Consider the following 19784-nt stretch of genomic DNA (forward strand, 5'->3'; position numbering starts at 1 on the left):
TTAGGTGACTGTGGTCACAAGACCCTGTCGGCTGGGTCATCCTCCCCCACCGTCCACCTCCTGCCCAGGTCCAGACGACTGGACCTCTCCGCCTGCGACTCCCGAGACGAGGCCACCTCATGGTCACCCCTGTCAGCGCTGCCGGCCCTGCCGGCGCTCCCCGTCCCACCTCGGGCGCGCACTCCCAGACGCTCTCCCGCGGACTGCAGATGCTGGAGCTGGTGGTCTCGGCTCCAGAGCCGCCGACCATCGCCGAGGTCGCCGCGCAGCTGGGGGTGCACCGCTCCATCGCCTACCGGATCCTGCGCACCCTCGAGGACCACGGCCTCCTCACCCGGGACACCTCGGGGCGGCTGATCGGCGCGCCCGGTCTGGCGGTGCTGGCTCGCGGGGTGCAGCAGGATCTGCAGTCAGCCGCCCTGCCGGAGCTGACCACACTGGCCAACGAGCTGCAGATGAGCGCATTCGTGGCGGTGTGGGGCCAAGGCGAGTGCATCACCCTGGTGACGGTGGAGCCCTCCCACGGCCACGCGGTGACGCAGCGGCCCGGTACGCGGCACCCCCTGGACCGCGGTGCTCCCGGGCTGGCCGTGCAGGCGGGCATGGGCCTGGAGGAGCTGGATGAGCTCACCGGCGGCGTCCGACCGCGCGACGAGGTGGAGCAGACTCGCCAGCGCGGCTTCGCCGTGAGCAACGATGAGGTGCTGGACGGGGTCTCCTCCGTGGCGGTGCCACTGCGTGTGGACGGGCATCTGCCCGCCGCCGTGGCGGTGGTGTACGCGACCCGCCAGCTGGACGTGGCCGCCGTGGGTGCACGGCTCACGTCCAGCGCGGCTCAGATCGCCGCCCGGCTGGGTCAGCGCCTGGCTCAGTAGGAGCCGCGCGGCGCCTGCCCGTCAGAGTCCTCGGCGCCCGGAGCCGGGCACCAGGTGTCCGCCAGCGCCTCCGACCCGCGGGCCAGCAGGGCGACATCGGCACCCACGTTGACGAAGTCCGCCCCGGCCTCCACATACTCCTGGGCGTGGGCCTGCACGAAGGCGTTCACGCCCACGATCTTCCCGGCGGCCTTGACCTCGGCGATGACCTTCTTGACCGCGGCCACCACGTCCGGGTGGGCCTGCTGGCCGATCAGGTCCATGGTGGCCGAGAGATCGGAGGGGCCGATGAAGATCCCGTCCACCCCGTCCACGGCGGCGATCGCAGCGGCGTTCTCCACGCCCGCGGCGGACTCGATCTGCACGAACAGGGTCACCTGCTCCCCCGCGTCCTGCAGGTACCCGGAGGTGCGGTTCCACCGGCCGGAGCGGGCCAGGGCCGAACCGACCCCGCGCACGCCCTTCGGCGGGTAGTGCATGGCCCGCACGGCGGCCTCAGCATCCTGGGCGGTGTGCACCATGGGCACCAACACATTCTGGGCGCCCAGATCCAGCACCTGCTTGATGATCACCTCGTCCAGGGCGGGCACCCGCACCAGGGACAGCGTCCCGGTCCCGGCGATCACCCGCAGCTGCGCCAAGATGCCCTCCAGGGACAGCGGCGCGTGCTCCCCGTCGATCAGCAGGTAGTCCAGTCCGGCACCGGCGCAGATCTCAGCTGCGGTGACGTCACCGGAGGAGAGGAACATGCCGGCCACCGGACGTCCACCGCGGGCCTGCACGGCCTCGGGGGTGAACAGGTCCTTCAGGCTCGGCTCCGTGGTCACTCGAATCGGCATGTCACAGTCCCCAACGGTCCGTAGTCGGCGTACACGGTGTCCCCTGCGTAGACCCACATGGGCCGGGTGAAGGATCCGGCCAGGATGATCTCTCCGGCCTCGAGCACGTCTCCGTGGCCGGCGATCCGGTTGGCCAGCCAGTGCACGCCGTTGCCCGGGTGGTTCAGCACGCCGGCGGCCACCCCGGTCTCCACGATCTCCTCGTTCCGGGAGAGCATCCCGGAGACCCAGCGCAGGTCCACGGCGTCCGGCTTGACCGGGTTTCCGCCGATCACCATGGCCCCCATGGCGGCGTTGTCCGAGATGGTGTCGGTGATGGTTCGGCCCTCCATCTCGATCCGCGAGTCCAGGATCTCCAGCGCCGGCACCACGTACTCGGTGGCCCGCAGGACGTCGAACAGGTTCACACCGGGACCGGAGAGGGGGTCCTTGAGCACGAACGCCAGCTCCATCTCCACGCGAGGGTGGGTGTAGCGGGCCCACTCGTAGACGTGGCCGGACTCCATGACCATGTCATCGAAGATCACCCCGTAGTCCGGCTCGGTGATGCCGGTGGCGTCCTGCATGGCCTTGGAGGTCAGCCCGATCTTGTGGCCCACCTTCTTCCGCCCGGACTCCTGCTGACGCTGAGCCCAGATGCCCTGCACGGCGTAGGAGTCCTCGATCTCCATCTCCGGGTACCGCGCGGTCAGCAGCGGCACGGGCTTGCGGTCCTGTCCGGCCTGATGCAGCTCATCGGCGATCTTCACGTGTGTCTGATGGTCCAGCATGCGTTCTGCGCTCCTTGGGGGTGGCTGAAGACAAGGATGCCCGACGACGGCCGGCACCTTCCGGCGGGAAGGTGACGGCCGTCGTCGGGAACCTCATCAGGAGGTGGAAGACGGTGAGCTCAGAGCTGGTGGCCCAGCTTGTACTCGCCCTTCTTCCAGTCCGGCATGGACTCCTCGCCCTCGTCGGCGCGAGTGTAGGAGAAGCCGTCGGCACCGATGGTCACGGCCATCTCGGAGTCGTCCGTGCGGGCCACGACCTCCTGCGGGTTGCCGTCCAGGTCCAGGACCAGGGAGGCCTCGGTGTACCAGGACGGGACCACCGGGGTGCCCCACCAGTCGCGGCGCTGGTTGTCATGCACGTCCCAGGTGACCACGGGGTTGTCCGGGTCTCCGGTGTAGTAGTCCTGCGTGTAGATCTCCACGCGGTGCCCGTCCGGGTCACGCAGGTAGAGGTAGAACGCGTTGGACACACCGTGACGGCCGGGGCCGCGCTCGATCATGTCCGAGCGGCGCAGGGCACCGAGCTTGTCGCAGATGGCCAGGATGTTGTGCTTCTCATGGGTGGAGAAGGCCACGTGGTGCATGCGGGGGCCGTCGCCACCGGTCATGGCGGTGTCATGCACGGTGGGCTTGCGGCGCATCCAGGCGGCGTAGACGGTGCCCTCGTCGTCCTGGATGTCCTCGGTGACGCGGAAGCCCAGGTCCTGCATGAACTTGGTGGCGCGCGGCACGTCCGGGGTCACCTGGTTGAAGTGGTCCAGGCGGACCAGGGCCCCGGGGGTGTAGAGGTCGTAGCGCCAGGCCAGACGCTCCACGTGCTCCACGTCGTAGAAGAACTCGTAGGGGAAGCCCAGCGGGTCCTCCACACGCACGGAGTCGCCGATGCCCTTGGTGAAGCCCTCGGCCTTGCGCTCCACGCGGCAGCCGAGCTCCTCGTAGAAGGCCACGGCCTTGTCCAGGTCCTCGGGGCTGCGCACGCGGTAGGAGAACGCGGCGACAGCGGCCACATTGCCCTGGCGCAGCACCAGGTTGTGGTGGATGAACTCCTCGATGGAGCGCAGGTAGACGGTGTTCTCGTCCTCCTCGGTCACGGTCAGGCCGAGCACGTCCACATAGAACTCACGGGACTTGGCCAGATCGGTGACCACCAGCTCCATGTAGGCACAGCGCAGGATGTCCGGCGCCGGTGCCGACGGGGTCTGGATGGGGTTGCCCGTCTCGATGGGCGCCTCCTGGGAGACATAGAAGCCCGAGGACGTCTTCGTCCGGTCAGCGGGGTTCGTCATGATGATGTCCTTCTCAACGAGGGGGTGGGTACGGGGTGATGGGGGCGGCTGGAGCCAGTGGCTCAGGCGTCCATCTTGGCGGCGGCGTCTTCCTGCTTGCCGAAGACCGGGTTGTGGACCTCGCCGAGGTTGATGTGCACGGCCTGCTGATCGGTGTAGAAGTCGATCGAGCGGTAGCCGCCCTCGTGGCCCAGGCCGGAGGCCTTCACGCCGCCGAACGGAGTGCGCAGGTCACGCACGTTGTTGGAGTTCAGCCACACCATGCCGGCCTCCACGTCCTGGGCGAAGTTGTGCGCACGCTTGAGGTCGTTGGTCCAGATGTAGGCGGCCAGGCCGTACTTGGTGTTGTTGGCCAGCTCCAGGGCCTCCTCGTCCGTGTCGAACGGGGTGATGGCCACGACCGGACCGAAGATCTCCTCCTGGAAGATTCGGGCGTCCGGGGAGACGTCGGCGAAGACGGTCGGCTGGACGAAGTTGCCCTCCGGGAACTCCTCCGGACGGCCGCCGCCGGCGGTCAGACGAGCCTCGGACTTGCCGATCTCCACGTAGGACATGACCTTCTCGAAGTGCTCCGGGTGCACCAGGGCGCCCACCTCGGTGGTCTCGTCCTGCGGCAGGCCCACCTTCACGCGCTTGGCCTGAGCGGAGTAGCGCTCCACGAACTCGTCGTAGATGTCCCGCTGGACCAGGATGCGCGAGCCGGCGGTGCAGCGCTCGCCGTTGAGGGAGAAGACGCCGAAGATGGTGGCGTCGATGGCGGCGTCCAGGTCGGCGTCGGCGAAGACCACGGCCGGGGACTTGCCGCCCAGCTCCATGGACAGGCCCTTCAGGTACGGGGCGGCGTTGCCGAAGATGATCTGGCCGGTGCGGGACTCACCGGTGAAGGAGATCAGCGGGACGTCCGGGTGCTTGACCAGGGAGTCCCCGGCGAAGCCCTCCTCGCCATAGCCGTGGACGATGTTGAACACGCCCTTCGGCAGCCCGGCCTCCTCGAAGATCTCCGGCCACAGCGAGGCCGAGAGCGGGGTGAACTCGGCCGGCTTGAGCACCACGGTGTTGCCGGTGGCCAGGGCCGGGCCCAGCTTCCAGGACTCCAGCATGAACGGGGTGTTCCACGGGGTGATGAGCCCGGCCACGCCGATCGGCTTGCGGTTGACGTAGTTGGCCTGGCGACCCGGAACCTTGAAGGCGTCGTCATGCTGGGCGACGATCAGGTCCGCGAAGAAGCGGAAGTTCTCGGCGGCGCGGCGGGCCTGGCCCAGGGCCTGCTTGATCGGCAGGCCGGTGTCGAAGCACTCCATCTCGGCCAGGTCGTCACCGCGGGACTCCACGATGTCGGCGATCTTGTGCAGGATGCGGGAGCGCTCGCGCGGCAGCATCTTCGGCCACGGGCCATTTTCGAAGGCGTCCTTGGCGGCGGCCACAGCGGCGTCGATGTCCGCGACCTTGCCGGAGGCGGCCTGGATGTAGGCCTCGTTGGTGACGGGGTTCAGGACGTCGAAGGTGTCGCCGTCGATCGAGTCGACGTGCTCACCGTTGATGTAGTGCTGGATCTTCTCCGGCAGGTTCTTGGGACGGAAGCTCTCGGTCTTCTGCTCGCTCACAGTGTGTCCTTTCGGTGGAGACTGGTCAGTACGGGTAGGTCAGGAAGGGTCAGTGGGTCAGTGTCCGGTGCCGGAGGCGTGCTCCGGTCCGGACTCCACGGAGTCGAGGTAGGCGGTCAGGGTATTGGCGCGGTGCTGGCGAGCCGCAGACTCGATCACCTCGAAGGGGGCGCGGTCCCGGATCAGCTCGAGCAAGTGATCGTGCTCGTCCACCGAGGCCGCGGCCCGTCCGGGGACGTAGGCGAAGGTGGAGGAGCGCAGGGCGGCCAGGCGGTTCCAGCCTCGGTGCACCAGGTCCAGCACATGCGGGTTCTGATGGTGTTCGAACAGCACCGAGTGGAACTGCTTGTTCAACGCAGTGAACTCCACCGGGTCGAAGTCCTCGAGCAGCTCACGCATGCGCTCGTTGATCTGCCGGGCCCGTTCCAGGTCCTCGGCGGTGACCAGCGGGGCGCACTGGGCGGTGGAGAAGCCCTCCACCAGGGCGAGGGTCTCCATGGTGTGCAGGTACTCGATGGGGTCGATCCCCACCACGGTGGCCCCCACGTTGCGTTCGTACGCCACCAGGTTGTCCTGCTGGAGCCGGCGCACGGCCTCGCGCACCGGGACCACGGACATCCCCAGCTCCTCGGCCAGCTGGGCCAGCACCAGGCGACTGCCCGGGGCGAAACGGCCCTGCTGGATGCCGCTGAGGATGGTCTGGTAGGCCAGATCCGCCTTGGAGGTCACCGGGCCCACCTCCTCCGCCCGCCGGTCCTGCTGGGTCATGGTCATGGGATCAGGCCGTCCCCTGGCCGTCCTGCTGGGCCCGGTACTCGGCGTACTTGGCCTTCCACTCGGCGTTGGGCGGGAACAGCCCGTCCACCGGGTGCCCCTCGGCCACGCGGTCGTAGACCCAGGCGTCCTGCTGCTCCTGCTCGTAGGCGGCGTCGACCACCTCGTGCAGCAGGGCCGGGGGGACCACGACCACGCCGTCGTCGTCGCCGATGATGATGTCGCCGGGCTGGACGGTGGTGCCGCCGCAGGCGATGGTCCCGCCGACCTCCCAGGGCACGTGGCGACGGCCGAGGACCGCCGGGTGGGCACCGTTGGAGTAGACCTGGATCCCGACGCCGGCCACGGCCTCCGAGTCCCGGACGCCGCCGTCGGTGATGACCGCGTTGGCGCCGTTGACCTGGGCGCGCAGGGCCAGGACGTCCCCGAGGGTGCCGGTGCCCTTCTCCCCGCGGGCCTCCATGACCACCACGTCGTCCTGCTGGACGGAGTCCATGGCACGCTTCTGGGCGTTGAACCCGCCGCCGAAGGCCTTGAACAGGTCCTCACGGTTGGGCACGTAGCGCAGGGTCTTGGCGTAGCCGAGGATCCGGCGGCCCGGGTGGGTGGGGCGCACGCCGTCGATGGTCGCGTTGTCGATCCCCTGTTTGCGCAGCTGGGCGGTGATGGTGGCCACCGCGGTCTCGTTGATCTTGGCCTTGAGCTCCTCGGTCAGCAGGGAGCGGTCCGCCACGGGAGCCGAGGGGACGTAATGGTCGCTGACCTGCTCAAGTGCGGGGCCGTCGTCGTTGGCCTTCTCCGGAGCGGCCGACAGGCCAGCGGCCTCACGCGAGCCCCAGGCCTCCTCGCGCTGGGTGTCGTCCACCTGCGGCTGGGCGCCATAGGGGGCCATCTCGTGCTCGCCGGCCACCACGCGGGTGACCAGTCGGCCGGTGCTGGGGGCGCCGGGAGCGGTGGGGGCGTCCACCTCCACCTCGACGACGTCGCCCGGCTGGGCCACGGAGGATCCGGCGGGGGTGCCGGTCAGGATGACATCGCCCTCTTCGAGGGTCATCAGCTGCGAGAGGTCGGCGACGAGCTGGCCGAAGGGGAAGACCAGGCCCTCGGTGGTGTCGTCCTGGACGAGCTCGCCGTTGACCCAGGTGCGCACGCGCAGGGCCTTCGGGTCCAGGCCCGCGGCCGGCAGCACGGCCGGGCCGAGCGGGGTGTAGCCGTCACCGGACTTGTTCTTCACGTTCGAGCCCTTGTCCGCGTGGCGGAGGTCGTACAGGCCCCAGTCATTGGCGGCGGTGATGCCGGAGACCTTGGACCAGCCCTCCTCCGCGGAGACCCGGCGGCAGGTCTCACCGATGATCAGGGCGATCTCGCCCTCGTAGGCCAGCAGCTCAGTGCCGGCGGGGCGCTCGATGGAGTCGCCGGTGTTGGCGATGGAGGTGCCGGCCTTGATGAAGTAGCCGGGGAACTTCGGCGAGCGGCCGCGCTGCTCGATCCGGGAGGGGTAGTTCAGGTGGAGTGCCACGACCTTGCCGGGGCGGTTGGCGCGCTCGGTGAAGTCGACGGGCTGGGGGACGATCTGCTCTGACGCGGAGGTCATGTCTGGTGTGCCTGCTTCCCTGATGGCGGAGTGCGGACCTGCGGCTGTGACACCGCTCACCGACGATCGTATACGATCCTGACTCGCTTGCCTAGGGGTGAGGTGCAGGCAAGGTCAGAGCCTCAGTCGACATCGCCGTCGCGGTAGAGCCAGACGCCCCCTCGCTTGACGAACTGGGAGCGCTCCCGCTGCTGGCGGGTGCCGCCCGGGGTCCGGAAGTGGGCCGTGAAGGTGACGGAGCCGTCGTCGTGGAAGGGACCGCCGCCCTCGACCTGCTCGATGTCCAGACGGACCCAGTCCAGCGCCTCGTCCGGCCCCTGGCCGGGCGCGTCCAGGGCCAGCTCCCGCGGCCGGGTCTCCGGGGTCCAGGTGGCCAGCAGATACTGCTCCGCCTGGGCGAACGTGCCGTGCGAGGCGAGCGCGAAGGCGGTGTACCGCGAGCGCATCAGCGCCTCCGCGGTGGGAGCGGTCAGCTCCTGGGACTGAGCGAAGGTGCCGTGGAAGCGACCGCAGCACGAGCTGTAGACCTCACCGGTGCCGCAGGGACAACGCTCGTCCTGGGGTGCGCTCATGAGGAGGCCCCGGTGCCCTTCGCGGGCGGGACAGCGCTCAGCTGCGAGGTCTGGGTGTCCTGGGGCAGCTTCTCGGCCGAGATCCGGGCGACATCGCGCCCGTTGCCGGGACGGCGGATGCCGACTGCGCGGTCCTTGCGGACGGAGCGGCTGATGGCCACCACGCCGGCCAGCACGGCCCCGGCCATCAGGGGCAGCAGGACGGAGAAACCGGTGGCACCGGTGGGGCGAGAGGAGTTCTTGGCTGACATGGACCCAGCCTAAGTGCCGCCGGCTCACAGGGCACGGGGTGTCCGGCGCCGCCGGTAGACTGGACGGGCAAGCTCGCGGAGCGTCCGAACAGACCGGGAACGGTGTGCGTTCGGCGTGAGACGGCACCGGGCACCGGATGCCCCTCCCCCCTCCTCCACGGGCTGCACACCACCCATACATCGGTCTGCCAGAGACTGTTCTTCCACACCAGGAGCGCTGGATGCCCACGATCGTCGTCGACGTCATGCCCAAGCCCGAGATCCTTGACCCGCAGGGCAAGGCGATCGCCGGAGCACTGCCCCGACTCGGCTTCTCCGCCTTCTCTGGAGTGCGCCAGGGCAAGCGCTTCGAGCTCACCGTGGAGGGCGAGGTCACCGAGGACGTGCTGCGCCAGGCCCGGGAGGCCGCCGAGCAGATGCTCTCCAACCCCGTGATCGAGGACGTGGTGAACGTCGAGGTCCAGTCCTGATGACCGCTCGTTCCGACCTGCCCCTGATCGGGGACTACTCCTCGCCCGAAACCCCGCTGTCCGGTGCCCGCATCGGCGTGGTCACCTTCCCCGGCACCCTGGACGACCGTGACGCCGCCCGCGCCGTGCGCCTGGCCGGCGGTCAGCCCGTCTCCCTCTGGCATGCCGAGCCCGACGCCGCCGCTGCGCTGGGAGCGCTGGACGCCGTCGTGATCCCCGGTGGCTTCTCCTACGGCGACTACCTGCGCGCCGGGGCGATCGCCCGCTTCGCCCCCGTGATGGACGAGATCGTCCAGGCCGCCGGCGGCCGCGACGGCTCCGGTGCAGGACTGCCCGTGCTGGGCATCTGCAACGGCTTCCAGATCCTCACCGAGGCCCACCTGCTGCCCGGCTCGATGATCAAGAACGACCACCTCAAGTTCCTCTGCCGCGACCAGGTGCTGCGCGTGGAGAACACCACCACCGCCTGGACCCGGGACTACGCCGCCGGCGAGGAGATCACCGTGGTGCTCAAGAACCAGGACGGCCAGTACGTGGCCGATGAGAAGACCCTGGACGAGCTCGAGGGCGAGGGCCGCGTGGTGTTCCGCTACGTGGGCTGGAACCCCAACGGCTCACGGCGGAACATCGCCGGGATCTCCAACGCAGCCGGCAACGTGGTCGGCCTGATGCCGCACCCCGAGCACGCCGTGGAGGCCGGATTCGGTCCCGACTCGGCCGAGGGCATGCGCCTGGGCACCGACGGGCTGGGCGTGTTCACCTCCGTGCTGGCAGGACTGGCCGGAGCAGAAGCAGGAGCGAACGCAGGAGTGAGCAAGTGAGCGAGCAGTTCAACATCGACACCGTGGAGAACGCCGCCGCCACCCCGGACGTCGAGCTGCCCTGGGCCGAACTGGGCCTGAAGCAGAACGAGTACGAGGAGATCCTGACGATCCTCGGCCGCCGCCCCACCGCGGCCGAGCTGGCCATGTACTCGGTCATGTGGTCCGAGCACTGCTCCTACAAGTCCACCAAGGTCCACCTGCGCCAGTTCGGGCAGAAGCTGACCGAGGAGATGAAGAAGGACATGCTCGTGGGCATCGGCGAGAACGCCGGCGTCACCGACCTCGGCGACGGCTGGGCCGTGACCTTCAAGATCGAGTCCCACAACTCCCCCTCCTTCGTGGAGCCCCACCAGGGCGCGGCCACCGGGATCGGCGGGATCGTCCGGGACATCATCTCCATGGGCGCCCGCCCCGTGGCCGTGATGGACCCGTTGCGCTTCGGGGCGATCGACCACCCCGACTCCCAGCGCGTGGTGCACGGCGTGGTCTCCGGGATCGGCTCCTACGGCAACTCCCTGGGCCTGCCGAACATCGGCGGCGAGACGATCTTCGACCCCGTGTACCAGGGCAACCCGCTGGTGAACGCGCTGGCCGTGGGTGTGCTGCGCCATGAGGACCTGCGCCTGGCCAACGCCTCGGGTGTGGGCAACCGGATCGTGCTCTTCGGCGCACGCACCGGTGGGGACGGGATCGGCGGTGCCTCCGTGCTGGCCTCCGAGTCCTTCGACGACACCAAGCCCTCCAAGCGTCCGGCTGTTCAGGTCGGTGACCCCTTCGCCGAGAAGGTGCTCATCGAGTGCTGCCTGGAGCTGTTCAAGAACTCCCTGGTGGAGGGCATCCAGGACCTGGGCGCCGCCGGCATCTCCTGCGCCACCTCCGAACTGGCCTCCAACGGCGAGGGCGGCATGCAGGTGGAGCTGACCGACGTGCTGCTGCGTGACCCCACCCTGACCCCGGGCGAGATCCTGATGTCCGAGTCCCAGGAGCGCATGATGGCCGTGGTCCGCCCGGACAACGTCGAGGCGTTCGAAGCGGTCATGGCCCACTGGGGCGTGGAGTACTCCTGGCTGGGCGAGGTCACCGACACCAACCGGCTGATCATCACCTGGAAGGGCGAGGTGATCGTGGACGTGGACCCCAAGACCGTCGCCCACGACGGCCCCGTCTACGACCGCCCGTACCATCGCCCCTCCTACCAGGACGCTCTGGTGGCCGATCGCTTCCGTGACTCTGCCGCGGGAGCCGACCTGCCGTCGTCGGGAGAGGACCTGCGCGCCGCGGTGCTGGAGCTGATGGCCGCACCCAATATGTGCGACAAGTCCTGGATCACCCGCCAGTACGACCGGTACGTGGGCGGCAACACCGCCCTGGCCGCACCGGACGACGCCGGCGTGATCCGCGTGGACGAGGAGACCGGGATGGGCGTGGGCCTGGCCACCGACGCCAACGGCCGCTACGCCTACCTGGACCCCTACGCCGGCGCCCAGTTGGCCCTGGCCGAGTCCTACCGCAATGTGGCGACCACCGGCGCCGTGCCGATGGCCGTCTCCGACTGCCTGAACTACGGCTCGCCCGAGGACCCGGAGGTCATGTGGCAGCTGGCCGAGGGCATCCGCGGGCTCTCCGACGCCTGCATGGAGCTGGGCGTGCCCGTCACCGGCGGCAACGTCTCCCTGTACAACTCCACCGGGTCCACCGCCATCCACCCCACCCCGGTGGTGGCCACCCTGGGCCGATTCGACGATGTCTCCCGCCGCACCCCCTCCGGCTTCACCGCGGACGCGGACGGGCAGGCCGTCTACCTGATGGGTGTCACGCGTGATGAGCTGGACGGCTCTGAGTTCGCCCACCTGCGCGGGCACCTGGGGGGAGTTCCCCCGAAGGTGGACCTGGCCGCGGAGAAGCTGCTCGGCGACCTGCTGATCAACGCCTCCCGGGACGGGATGATCGACGCCGCGCACGACCTCTCCGAGGGCGGCCTGGCCGCGACCCTGTCCGAGATGGTGCTGCGCTTCGGCGTGGGCGCCCGGGTCTCGCTGGACGAGGTGCTCGAGCGGGACGGCGTGGACCTGTTCACGGCCCTGTTCTCCGAGTCCCAGGCCCGCGCCGTGGTGGCTGTGCCGCGCACCGAGGAGGTCCGGTTCAAGGACATGACCTCCGCGCGGAACTTCCCGGTGGCCCGGATCGGCGTGGTGGACCGGGCGTCCGAGGCGCTCGAAGTCCAGGGCGCGTTCAGCCTGCCGATCGCCGAGCTGCGTGAGTCATGGGAGTCGACCCTGCCGACGCACTTCGGCTGAGTCTCACGGTCGATGTGACAGGTCCTGGCGGCTGCGACTTCGCCAGGACCTGTCATCTCGACCCAGCCCTCTGCTCCAGTCGCTCAGTCTCGGCGCAGCGCCTCCACCGAGCTGACCACGCCCACTGGCAGCGCTCGATTTTCGTCAACGTGACGCCTGATACGCGATCACAATCGCGATGGAAGACGGAATAGTGATTATCTGCATTCGCTCCTGGTTGGAACTGGTCATGATTCTTCACTCGATCGACTGGGAACAAATTGACTGGGGCACTGTTCCAGAATGGTTCGCTGCTTTCGGCACAATCGGAGCGGTTGCTACTGCACTTCTCGTTTCCCATCGAGACGCCCGCCGGCTAGATGACGAGCGAAGAGACGCAAAGCGAGATCGAGAGGCAGCCGCCATTGAAAGAGCTGAGTCTGCGGAAGATCGCCGTCGACTTCGGGCTGAACAGGATGAGATTTCTTTCATCCGAAAACGCGAGTTCGCTCAGTATGTAACTGTAAATGTAGGACTCAATGATACGGTGCCGCTAGTCGACACTCCTGAGACTGCCGAGGTCGTTTCCGAAACGCAGTTCAAGTGTTCAGTACTCATAACCAATTATGGCACAACTCCGGTATTCGACGTGAAGACATCGATTCCTAAGTTTGATCCTTACGAGTACCAAATGGGAGATGGATCATGGTCAAAACTAGTCCCTGCATCACTCCCACTGATTAGACCGGGCTCGACCTACACGCACAACTTAAAAATTCGCCTCACAGACTTATTAACACTACAGAATCAAACAGTAGTGGCATTTAGAGATGCCCGGGGTCAGTACTGGGAGACAACTCACCATGGTTCACTCACCAGCATCAATCGGGAATCGAAAGATGTGCAAGACTAGCTCCTTTCAGCGCCTCGCCTCGATCACGGGGCAGGTGTCCATCACCACGTCCAGCCCGGCGTCCCGGGCGCGTTGCGCGGCGGCCTCGTCCACCACGCCCACCTGCAGCCACACGGCCTTCGCCCCCACCTCGATCGCCTGATCGACGATCGCCCCCACCTTCTGGGAGTTCACGAAGCAGTCCACCACGTCGATCTCCCCGGGCACGTCCGCCAGCCTCCGGTAGCCGGTCTCCCCGTGCACCTCCTGAGCGCCCAGATTTACCGGGATGATCTCCATCCCCAGGGTGTCCCGCACGAACAGGGAGACGCCCACCGCGGCACGCCGCGGATTGGGGGTCAGCCCGACGACGGCCCAGCGGCTTCCGCGGGCGTCCATCAGTCGGCGGATGGTCGCCGGATCGTTGGTGTGCGGTGCTCCGGCGGTGCCGGTCGAGTCGTCCATGGGACCACGGTAGCGCGCGGCCCAGACAGCGTCAGGGGTCAGTCCCCGGTGATGATCAGGGCCACCAGCTCGTCCTCGGTGACGGTCTCGTTCTCGTCCGGCATGGGGACCGGCTCCACGGCGTTCCACTCGGAGAAGGCGAACCAGGCGTCCAGGGTGTCGGCGTCCGGCCGCGCGCTGCCCGCCCCCTCAGAGCCCACGGCGGACTCCCCCTGCCGCAGCCCGGCCAGGGACCGGTCCTGCGCATCGAAGAGGATCACGCCGCGCCGCTCGGTGTCCGGATAGCTGTAGAGCGTGCGCCCGTCCTCCTCCACCACGGTGGCCTCGGTGTCCTCTCCGTCCCAGGTCTCGCCCTCGGGCAGGTTCTGGGTGATGTCCTGGAACAGGATCTCCACGCCCACGCCCAGGCTGGACTCCGGCTGCTGCACGCGCTGGCCGTCCAGCAGGTCCTTGACCTTCCCGGGAGGACCCATCCGGTCCAGGGCGGCGTCCGGCAGATGGGCATGGGCGATATCCCCGTCGCTGATCACGTCCACCACGTCTCCACCGTCGGTCTCCACCACGGTGTGGTAGTTGCTGCCGTCCAGCTGGCCCCGGTAGTCGATGTCCGCGTGGTCCCGCCCGGAGGGCATCCTCCCGGTGATCCGCACGCTGGTGGCCTCATCCAGCTGCTGCCGCGCCTCCGGCCAGACCTCGGACAGCCGGGGCGCCTGGTCAGCGTCCGACTCCGACTCCGGGGACGGCGTGGGAGCTGCCGCGGCCGAGCTGTCCGTGCCGGACGGCGAGGCACCCCCGCCAGCATCCTGACCGCCGTCGCCGCCGGCCCCGCAGGCCGTCAGCCCCAGGGCCAGCACGGCGGCCGCACCCCATCCGATCGGTCGAGTCCACACGGTCTGCTCCATGACGTCCCTCCACTCCAGGCGACGTCCCGGCGGCCGCTCCGCCGGTCCCTCCCGTCCACCTGCATCCGCTCCCACTCTGCCAGAGGGATCAGATCACCGCCCGGGAGTCCCCAGCCTGTCCTGGCGGCGGCGCGCGGCCTGCTCGGCCGGGCCCGGCCGGGGCAGCACCCGCCCGATCACCCGCAGGGTCACCCTGCCCATCAGCCGGGTGAATGCCGGGGCCGGGGTCCCGCGCAGTCCGGTCAGCTCCCGGTGCCGTGCCGGGAGGGAGTCGACGACTGCCAGGAACAGTGCCCGGTACCCGGGCCTCAGGTTCGCCTCCAACGGCGGGTCCTTCAGGAACCCGACCACCTTCTGCACCCGCGCGCCCCCGGCCAGCTGCCGGTCGTCGTCGTGGTCCTGCAGGCGCTGCCTCAGCGCCGCCCGGGTACGCGGCGGATCCTGCACCCCCATCAGCTCGCCGGCCACCGCCCACTCGGCCACATAGGCGTCCGCACCGGAGACGCCCTCCGGCGTTCCCGGCGGGGCAGGGACCGGCCCCACGAAGTGCTCGTAGCTGGACAGGAACGCGTCCGTGAACGCCAGGTGCACCCACTCCGAGAGCCCCGGATCGTTGGCGGAGTACCGCCGCCGGCTGCCGTCGCCGGCGGTGTACTCGCCCCGGACCGGCACGTGCAGCCGCCGCACGTGCTCGCAGGCCTGACGCGCCTGCTCGCGGGAGCCGTAGGTGACGGTGAAGATCCAGCGGATGGTCCCGGCCAGCCGGGCGAAGGGATCGGCCCGGTAGTCCGAGTGCTCGGCCACGCCGGCGAGCGCCCCGGGGTGCAGCGCCTGGACCAGCAGCGCCCGGATGCCCGCCGGGATGGTGGACATCCCGCCGTGCACCGTCCACACCGCCGAGTCCGGTCCGAAGTGCCCGGGATCCCCTCCCTGGGCGAGCTCCAGCTGCCAGGCGGGCACCTGACCAGACCGGTCCCCGGAGAAGGTGTAGAGCAGGCTGCCGCGGAGCCGCTCCAGTGGTGCCGAGAACAGTCCGGTGGTCAGCCGCATGTCTCGAGGGTACCGGCCGCCCGCTGCTCGAACAGGACCAGCTGTCTCAGTCGGTGCGGATCATGCACCAGGCGTGGTCGAAGCGGCGCTGGGCCAGGTCCGAGGCGCGCATCCACACCTCCAGGCTGGACGCGTCCCCGAACCACCCGTTCAGCGTGGTCCACGACTCGATCTCCAACACCAGCCGGTGTTCGTCCTCCCCCTCCAGGGGCAGTGCCTCCGGCAGAACCTCGTCCAGGGGCGCGGCGGACCCGGAGGAGCTGTGCCCGTAGACGTGCGTGAACGGGATCGTCCACCCCGGGGTGGGCTCCAGTCCGCGCTGGACCTGCCAGCTGCCGGCCAGTTCCTCGACCAGCTCGTCATGCTGTTCGAAGGAATGCGCCTGATCGTCGCGGTGCTCCAAGGACGAGGGCAGGGTGAACCCGGGCATGAACAGCCCGGGCTGGCACACCTCGCTGGGAACCTGCACATCCTCCGGCGGACGGACCAGCGGCCGGCGAGAGGCATCCTGCTCGGGACCGGGCAGCCACTGGACGAGCCAGCCGCGGGCCTGGCTGTCCTCGAGCTCGTACCCGTAGGTCTGCAGATCGTGGAACACCTGGAGCACCCCCTCCGTGGGCAGGCCCTCCTGGATCTGCTCCTGCGGCCAGGCGCGGCGGCTCTCCACATGCAGGGCGTCCACGCCGCCCAGATGGAACGTGGCCACATGGGCCAGTGGCCGCCCCTCGGCGTTGCATGGCCAGAGGCCAGGGTCCACCGCCGGGCCGCCGAGCCAGCTGATCCACCCTCCGGTCTCCCAGAGCTCGTCCAACTCCTGGGTGCCCGGTGCCAGGCTCTGCTCGGAGAAGACCGCGCTGTACCGCAGGTCCGGTGCCAGCCCCTCGGCCCCACGCTGAACCAGCCAGGCGGCCACCTCAGGGAACATCGAGTGGATCGGGGCAGGAATCGATGAACTCACCGCGCTGGACCTCGTGCTCTGGATCAGAAGGAGGGGACCAGGGTGTTGTTGGCCTCGAGGAACTCCTTGACCTCGTCCGAGGTGAAGGCGTCCTTGAGCACCTGGATCTTCTCCGAGTCCACATTGTCCTCACGGGCCACCAGGGAGATGGAGAAGCGCTGGTCCACGTTCTCCTCCAGCACCACGGCGTCATCCGGGGTCAACCCCACCTTGGCGATGTAGCTGGGGTAGGAGTACACCAGGGCGACTCCGTCCTCCTCGTAGGCGCTGGGCAGGTTCAGCAGGTCCACCTGGACCCACTCCAGGTCCTTGGGGTTCTCCTCCACATCGCCCACGCGGCCCTCGAAGCCCACGCCCTCCTTCAGGGTGATCAGCCCGTGGTCGTCCAGGATCGCCAGGGCGCGGCCCTCGTTGGAGACGTCGTTGGGGATGGCCACCTTGGCGCCCTGCGGGATCTCCTCCAGAGAGGTGTAGTCCTTCGAGTAGTAGCCGACCTTGGCGTCGTAGATCGGGGCCACGTGCACCAGGTCCGCGTCATTCTCCTGGTTGTACTTCTCCATGAACGGCTTGTGCTGGGCGAAGGAGGCATCGGCCTCACCGTCGGCCACCAGGCGGTTGTACTGGACATTGTCGCTGACCTGGACCAGCTCCACCGTGTAGCCCTCCTCGGCGGCGACCTCGCCGGCCTTCTTGACCACATCGGTCATCGGGGGCAGGTGCGAGGCCACCTTGATGACCGTGTCCTGGCCACCGCCGGAGCCGCCCTCGCCTGCGGAACCCGCGGTGCCGTCGTCGTTGGCTCCACCGCCGCAGGCGGTCACGGCCAGCAGCGAACCGGCCAGCACCGTGGCGGCCAGAGCTCGGGCGCGCAGCGGGGCGCGGCGGGAGTACGAGCCGGCAGATCCGGAGGAGCGGTCAGAACGGGAGAACAGCACGGGGGTTACCTCTTTCAGGGATGTGAATGATGCGGTCGAGTGATTCAGGGGAAACGGTCAGCGGCGGCGCCGGTCCAGTCCGCGGGCGATCGTGCTGCCCAGCAGCTGCACCAGCATCACCAGCACGATCATGATGAGGATGGTCAGGTACATGATCTCCTCCTCATAGGTCTGGTAGCCGTAGCGGATGGCGAAGTCGCCCACACCGCCGCCGCCCACCACGCCCATGATGGTCGAGTAGGAGATCAGGGAGATGGTCACCGTGGTCAGGCTCAGCACCAGACCGGACCTCGCTTCAGGGTAGAGGAAGCGCGTGACGAGCTGGCCGGTGGTGGCGCCCAGCGAGTCGGCCAGCTCCACCGTCTGCTCGGGCACGTCCAGCAGGGTCTGCTCCACCCACCGGGCGTAGAGCGCCACCGCAATGAACGCCAGCGGGACCGAGGCCGCCGTGGTCCCGAACGAGGTCCCCACCAGCCACCGGGTGAACGGGATCAGTGCCACCACGAACAGCAGGAACGGGACCGAGCGCACCACGTTCACGAACCCGTTGGCCACCGCGTACACGGTGCGGCGCGGCTGCGGCCCGTCCGGGCGGGTCAGGTACATCAGCGTGCCCAGCGGCAGCCCGATCAGCACCGCGGCCAGCAGCGCGTTGCCCAGCATCACCCCGGTCTCCAGGATGGATCCGAGCATCTCCGACTGGTAGCGGTCCAGCTGGTCGCGCAGGTTCTGCAGGATCTGTTCCATCAGCCCTCACCTTCCGGGGCGCCTGGGGCCTCGGCGGCCGGGGTGTGCGGGCCGAGGAACCGCTGGGCGCGCTCGGCGTAGGAGTCGAAGGCCTCGCGGGCGTCCGGCGGGGCCACGTCCACCAGCGCGGTGAGCCGCCCGCCCTCCAGCACCGCGGCCCGGTCACAGATCCCCTTGATCACGTCCAGCTCGTGGCTGACCAGCAGGATGGTGGTGCCCAGCTCGGTCCGCACCCGGCTGAGGATCCCCATGACCTCCTCCGTGTGATGCCCGTCCAGCGCGGACGTGGGCTCATCACACAGCAGCACGTCCGGTTCGGTCACCAGCGCCCGGGCGATCGCCACCCGCTGCCGCTCCCCACCGGAGAGCTGACTCGGATGCTTGTCCGCATGCGAGGACATCCGCACGAAGTCCAGCAGCTCCATGACGCGCGCTCGCTCGGCCTCCCGGCGCGAGGGTGCGCTCAGCGCCTGTGGCGCTGTCTCCCGACGACGGCCGCTCACCTCACTGCCTCGCGTCGCCAGGCGCAGGGGCATGGCGGCATTGGCGTACACGGTCTGGTTGGCCAGGAGGTTGAACTGCTGGAAGACCATGCCGATCCGGCGGCGGCGAGCCCGGGTGGCGGCAGCAGAGAGCGTGGCGAGGTCGGTGCCGTCCACCAGGACGCTGCCCTGCGTGGGGGTCTCCAGGCGGTTGACCAGGCGCAGCAGGGTCGACTTGCCGGAGCCTGATTCGCCCACCACCCCGAAGACCTCGCCCGGAGTGATCTGCAGGTCGATGCCCTGCAGCGCGTGCACGGTCCCGGCCCGGCGCCGTGCGGGGTAGGTCTTGGAGACCCCGCGGAACTCGATGAACGGGGTGGTGTTCGGCGCTGCGGCGGGCTGCGGGGCTGCGGTGTCGGGCTGGTCGGCAGATGCGGGCTGCGCGCTCACCGAGCCTCCCCTGCGCCATCGGATGCGGGGCCGGACTGCTCCGACCCCCTTCCCGGGACAGATCCGCCCGTCCCCGAGGTCCGCCCTGTCCCGGGAAGGGGGTCATCGACCTGAGCGCGCGTGTCCGTCACCGTTCCTGTGACCGTTTCAGTACTCTCCGGGCCCTCTCCGGTCACACGAACAGGGTCGGCCACGCGGTGAGCTCCTCCCTCGGCGTCCTCGGCGCCCTCGGCGCCCTCGTCCCAGGCAGCCGCCCGGACCACCACCGGATCCCCGCGTCCGGTCAGCAGCTTGGACACCGGGCACCGCGCATGCGCCGCCTGCGCCACGTCCTGCAGCTCGCCTTCGGACAGGCCGGCCGACTCCTCCACGGACACGGTCGCCTCCGGCACGAACGCGTACTCCCCACCGGGCTCGCGGATCAGGCTGACCTGCACGCTCACCCGGCTGCGCACCGGAGCACCGTCCGCCCCCAGCACGCCGCGGTCACGCAGCACGGCCTCCACGGTCGCATTCAGGCAGGTGCTCCACGCCATGCCCAGGAACTGCTCCGGATTCACCCCCTGCGAGGGATCGCTCGGCGGACCGGTCTGCACCTGCGGACCGTCACTGACCCGTACCCACCCGGCGGTGCCGCCGTCGTTGGTCACGGTGGTGCTGTAGATCCGCTGGGCCATCCGGCCAGGCTACTCCGTCCCGCGCGGAGCCGGCGTCCACCCAGGTCCCCGTGCGTCATCCTCAGGGATGACCCGGGCGTGCCCCGGATTC

General features: G+C 69.1%; 21 protein-coding genes. 5 read left to right on the forward strand and 16 right to left on the reverse strand.

From position 1 onward, the window contains the following. The first annotated feature begins 119 nt into the window (after window positions 1-119). Window positions 120-875 carry an IclR family transcriptional regulator gene (locus ACEXHE_RS08075; protein ID WP_374785406.1) on the forward strand — a complete coding sequence of 252 codons (756 nt, stop codon included), beginning with the start codon at window positions 120-122 and terminating at the stop codon, window positions 873-875. On the opposite strand, the gene ACEXHE_RS08080 is transcribed toward ACEXHE_RS08075, so the two are convergent. The 8 genes from ACEXHE_RS08080 to ACEXHE_RS08115 form a co-directional block, all read right to left on the reverse strand. Beyond that, window positions 869-1714 carry an HpcH/HpaI aldolase/citrate lyase family protein gene (locus ACEXHE_RS08080; RefSeq protein ID WP_374785407.1) on the reverse strand — a complete coding sequence of 282 codons (846 nt, stop codon included), beginning with the start codon at window positions 1712-1714 and terminating at the stop codon, window positions 869-871. The two genes, ACEXHE_RS08075 and ACEXHE_RS08080, sit on opposite strands and share 7 nt — an antisense overlap. Then, the gene (locus ACEXHE_RS08085; protein ID WP_374785408.1) at window positions 1699-2484 is read right to left on the reverse strand and encodes a 2-keto-4-pentenoate hydratase; all 786 of its coding nucleotides are present in this window, start codon (window positions 2482-2484) and stop codon (window positions 1699-1701) included. The genes ACEXHE_RS08080 and ACEXHE_RS08085 overlap by 16 nt, the downstream gene beginning before the upstream one ends. Window positions 2485-2603: 119 nt before the next feature. After that, window positions 2604-3770 carry a 3,4-dihydroxyphenylacetate 2,3-dioxygenase gene (hpaD, locus tag ACEXHE_RS08090; protein WP_374785409.1) on the reverse strand — a complete coding sequence of 389 codons (1167 nt, stop codon included), beginning with the start codon at window positions 3768-3770 and terminating at the stop codon, window positions 2604-2606. A 62-nt stretch (window positions 3771-3832) separates the two neighbouring features. Continuing rightward, the gene (hpaE, locus tag ACEXHE_RS08095) at window positions 3833-5374 is read right to left on the reverse strand and encodes a 5-carboxymethyl-2-hydroxymuconate semialdehyde dehydrogenase (protein ID WP_277245319.1); all 1542 of its coding nucleotides are present in this window, start codon (window positions 5372-5374) and stop codon (window positions 3833-3835) included. 57 nt (window positions 5375-5431) lie between these two features. Then, entirely contained in the window at window positions 5432-6142 is a 711-nt protein-coding gene (locus tag ACEXHE_RS08100) for a GntR family transcriptional regulator (protein WP_374785451.1), read from the reverse strand. A gap of 10 nt (window positions 6143-6152) precedes the next feature. Continuing rightward, window positions 6153-7742, reverse strand: a complete 1590-nt coding sequence (locus tag ACEXHE_RS08105; RefSeq protein ID WP_374785410.1) for a fumarylacetoacetate hydrolase family protein — start codon at window positions 7740-7742, stop codon at window positions 6153-6155. A 122-nt stretch (window positions 7743-7864) separates the two neighbouring features. Next, window positions 7865-8314 carry a YchJ family protein gene (locus tag ACEXHE_RS08110; protein WP_374785411.1) on the reverse strand — a complete coding sequence of 150 codons (450 nt, stop codon included), beginning with the start codon at window positions 8312-8314 and terminating at the stop codon, window positions 7865-7867. Beyond that, window positions 8311-8565 (reverse strand): hypothetical protein, encoded by a 255-nt coding sequence (locus ACEXHE_RS08115; protein ID WP_374785412.1) that lies wholly within the window; start codon window positions 8563-8565, stop codon window positions 8311-8313. The genes ACEXHE_RS08110 and ACEXHE_RS08115 overlap by 4 nt, the downstream gene beginning before the upstream one ends. A 221-nt stretch (window positions 8566-8786) precedes the next feature. Between ACEXHE_RS08115 and purS the strand changes: the two genes are divergently transcribed. The 4 genes from purS (at window position 8787) to ACEXHE_RS08135 (ending at window position 13048) form a co-directional block, all read left to right on the forward strand. Then, on the forward strand, window positions 8787-9035 hold the full coding sequence (gene purS / locus ACEXHE_RS08120; RefSeq protein ID WP_091697748.1) for a phosphoribosylformylglycinamidine synthase subunit PurS: 249 nt from the start codon (window positions 8787-8789) through the stop codon (window positions 9033-9035). Beyond that, window positions 9035-9856, forward strand: coding sequence for a phosphoribosylformylglycinamidine synthase subunit PurQ (gene purQ, locus ACEXHE_RS08125; protein ID WP_374785413.1), 822 nt, complete (start codon window positions 9035-9037; stop codon window positions 9854-9856). Before purS ends, purQ begins: the two co-directional genes overlap by 1 nt. After that, window positions 9853-12156 (forward strand): phosphoribosylformylglycinamidine synthase subunit PurL, encoded by a 2304-nt coding sequence (gene purL / locus ACEXHE_RS08130; RefSeq protein ID WP_374785414.1) that lies wholly within the window; start codon window positions 9853-9855, stop codon window positions 12154-12156. The genes purQ and purL overlap by 4 nt, the downstream gene beginning before the upstream one ends. Before the next feature lie 178 nt (window positions 12157-12334). Then, on the forward strand, window positions 12335-13048 hold the full coding sequence (locus ACEXHE_RS08135; protein WP_374785415.1) for a hypothetical protein: 714 nt from the start codon (window positions 12335-12337) through the stop codon (window positions 13046-13048). 6 nt (window positions 13049-13054) lie between these two features. Here ACEXHE_RS08135 and ACEXHE_RS08140 read toward each other — a convergent pair whose 3' ends face one another. From ACEXHE_RS08140 to ACEXHE_RS08175, 8 genes are all read right to left on the reverse strand, one after another. After that, window positions 13055-13492, reverse strand: a complete 438-nt coding sequence (locus ACEXHE_RS08140) for a CoA-binding protein (RefSeq protein ID WP_374785416.1) — start codon at window positions 13490-13492, stop codon at window positions 13055-13057. A 38-nt stretch (window positions 13493-13530) separates the two neighbouring features. Beyond that, window positions 13531-14394 carry a hypothetical protein gene (locus ACEXHE_RS08145; RefSeq protein ID WP_374785417.1) on the reverse strand — a complete coding sequence of 288 codons (864 nt, stop codon included), beginning with the start codon at window positions 14392-14394 and terminating at the stop codon, window positions 13531-13533. 93 nt (window positions 14395-14487) lie between these two features. Further along, window positions 14488-15444, reverse strand: coding sequence for an oxygenase MpaB family protein (locus ACEXHE_RS08150; RefSeq protein ID WP_374785418.1), 957 nt, complete (start codon window positions 15442-15444; stop codon window positions 14488-14490). A gap of 46 nt (window positions 15445-15490) precedes the next feature. Further along, window positions 15491-16402, reverse strand: coding sequence for a DUF1963 domain-containing protein (locus ACEXHE_RS08155; RefSeq protein ID WP_374785419.1), 912 nt, complete (start codon window positions 16400-16402; stop codon window positions 15491-15493). Window positions 16403-16425: 23 nt separating this feature from the next. Then, entirely contained in the window at window positions 16426-17337 is a 912-nt protein-coding gene (locus ACEXHE_RS08160; RefSeq protein ID WP_374785420.1) for a MetQ/NlpA family ABC transporter substrate-binding protein, read from the reverse strand. Between the two features lie 57 nt (window positions 17338-17394). After that, a complete protein-coding gene (locus tag ACEXHE_RS08165) occupies window positions 17395-18084 on the reverse strand; it encodes a methionine ABC transporter permease (RefSeq protein ID WP_091697779.1) in 690 nt (229 codons plus the stop codon). Continuing rightward, on the reverse strand, window positions 18084-19016 hold the full coding sequence (locus tag ACEXHE_RS08170; protein WP_374785421.1) for a methionine ABC transporter ATP-binding protein: 933 nt from the start codon (window positions 19014-19016) through the stop codon (window positions 18084-18086). The genes ACEXHE_RS08165 and ACEXHE_RS08170 overlap by 1 nt, the downstream gene beginning before the upstream one ends. Further along, window positions 19013-19693, reverse strand: a complete 681-nt coding sequence (locus tag ACEXHE_RS08175; RefSeq protein ID WP_277246307.1) for an OsmC family protein — start codon at window positions 19691-19693, stop codon at window positions 19013-19015. Before ACEXHE_RS08175 ends, ACEXHE_RS08170 begins: the two co-directional genes overlap by 4 nt. Window positions 19694-19784: the final 91 nt, after the last annotated feature.

It is taken from the genome of Micrococcus sp. IITD107 (assembly GCF_041927415.1).
Classification (GTDB): Bacteria; Actinomycetota; Actinomycetes; order Actinomycetales; family Micrococcaceae; genus Citricoccus; species Citricoccus terreus.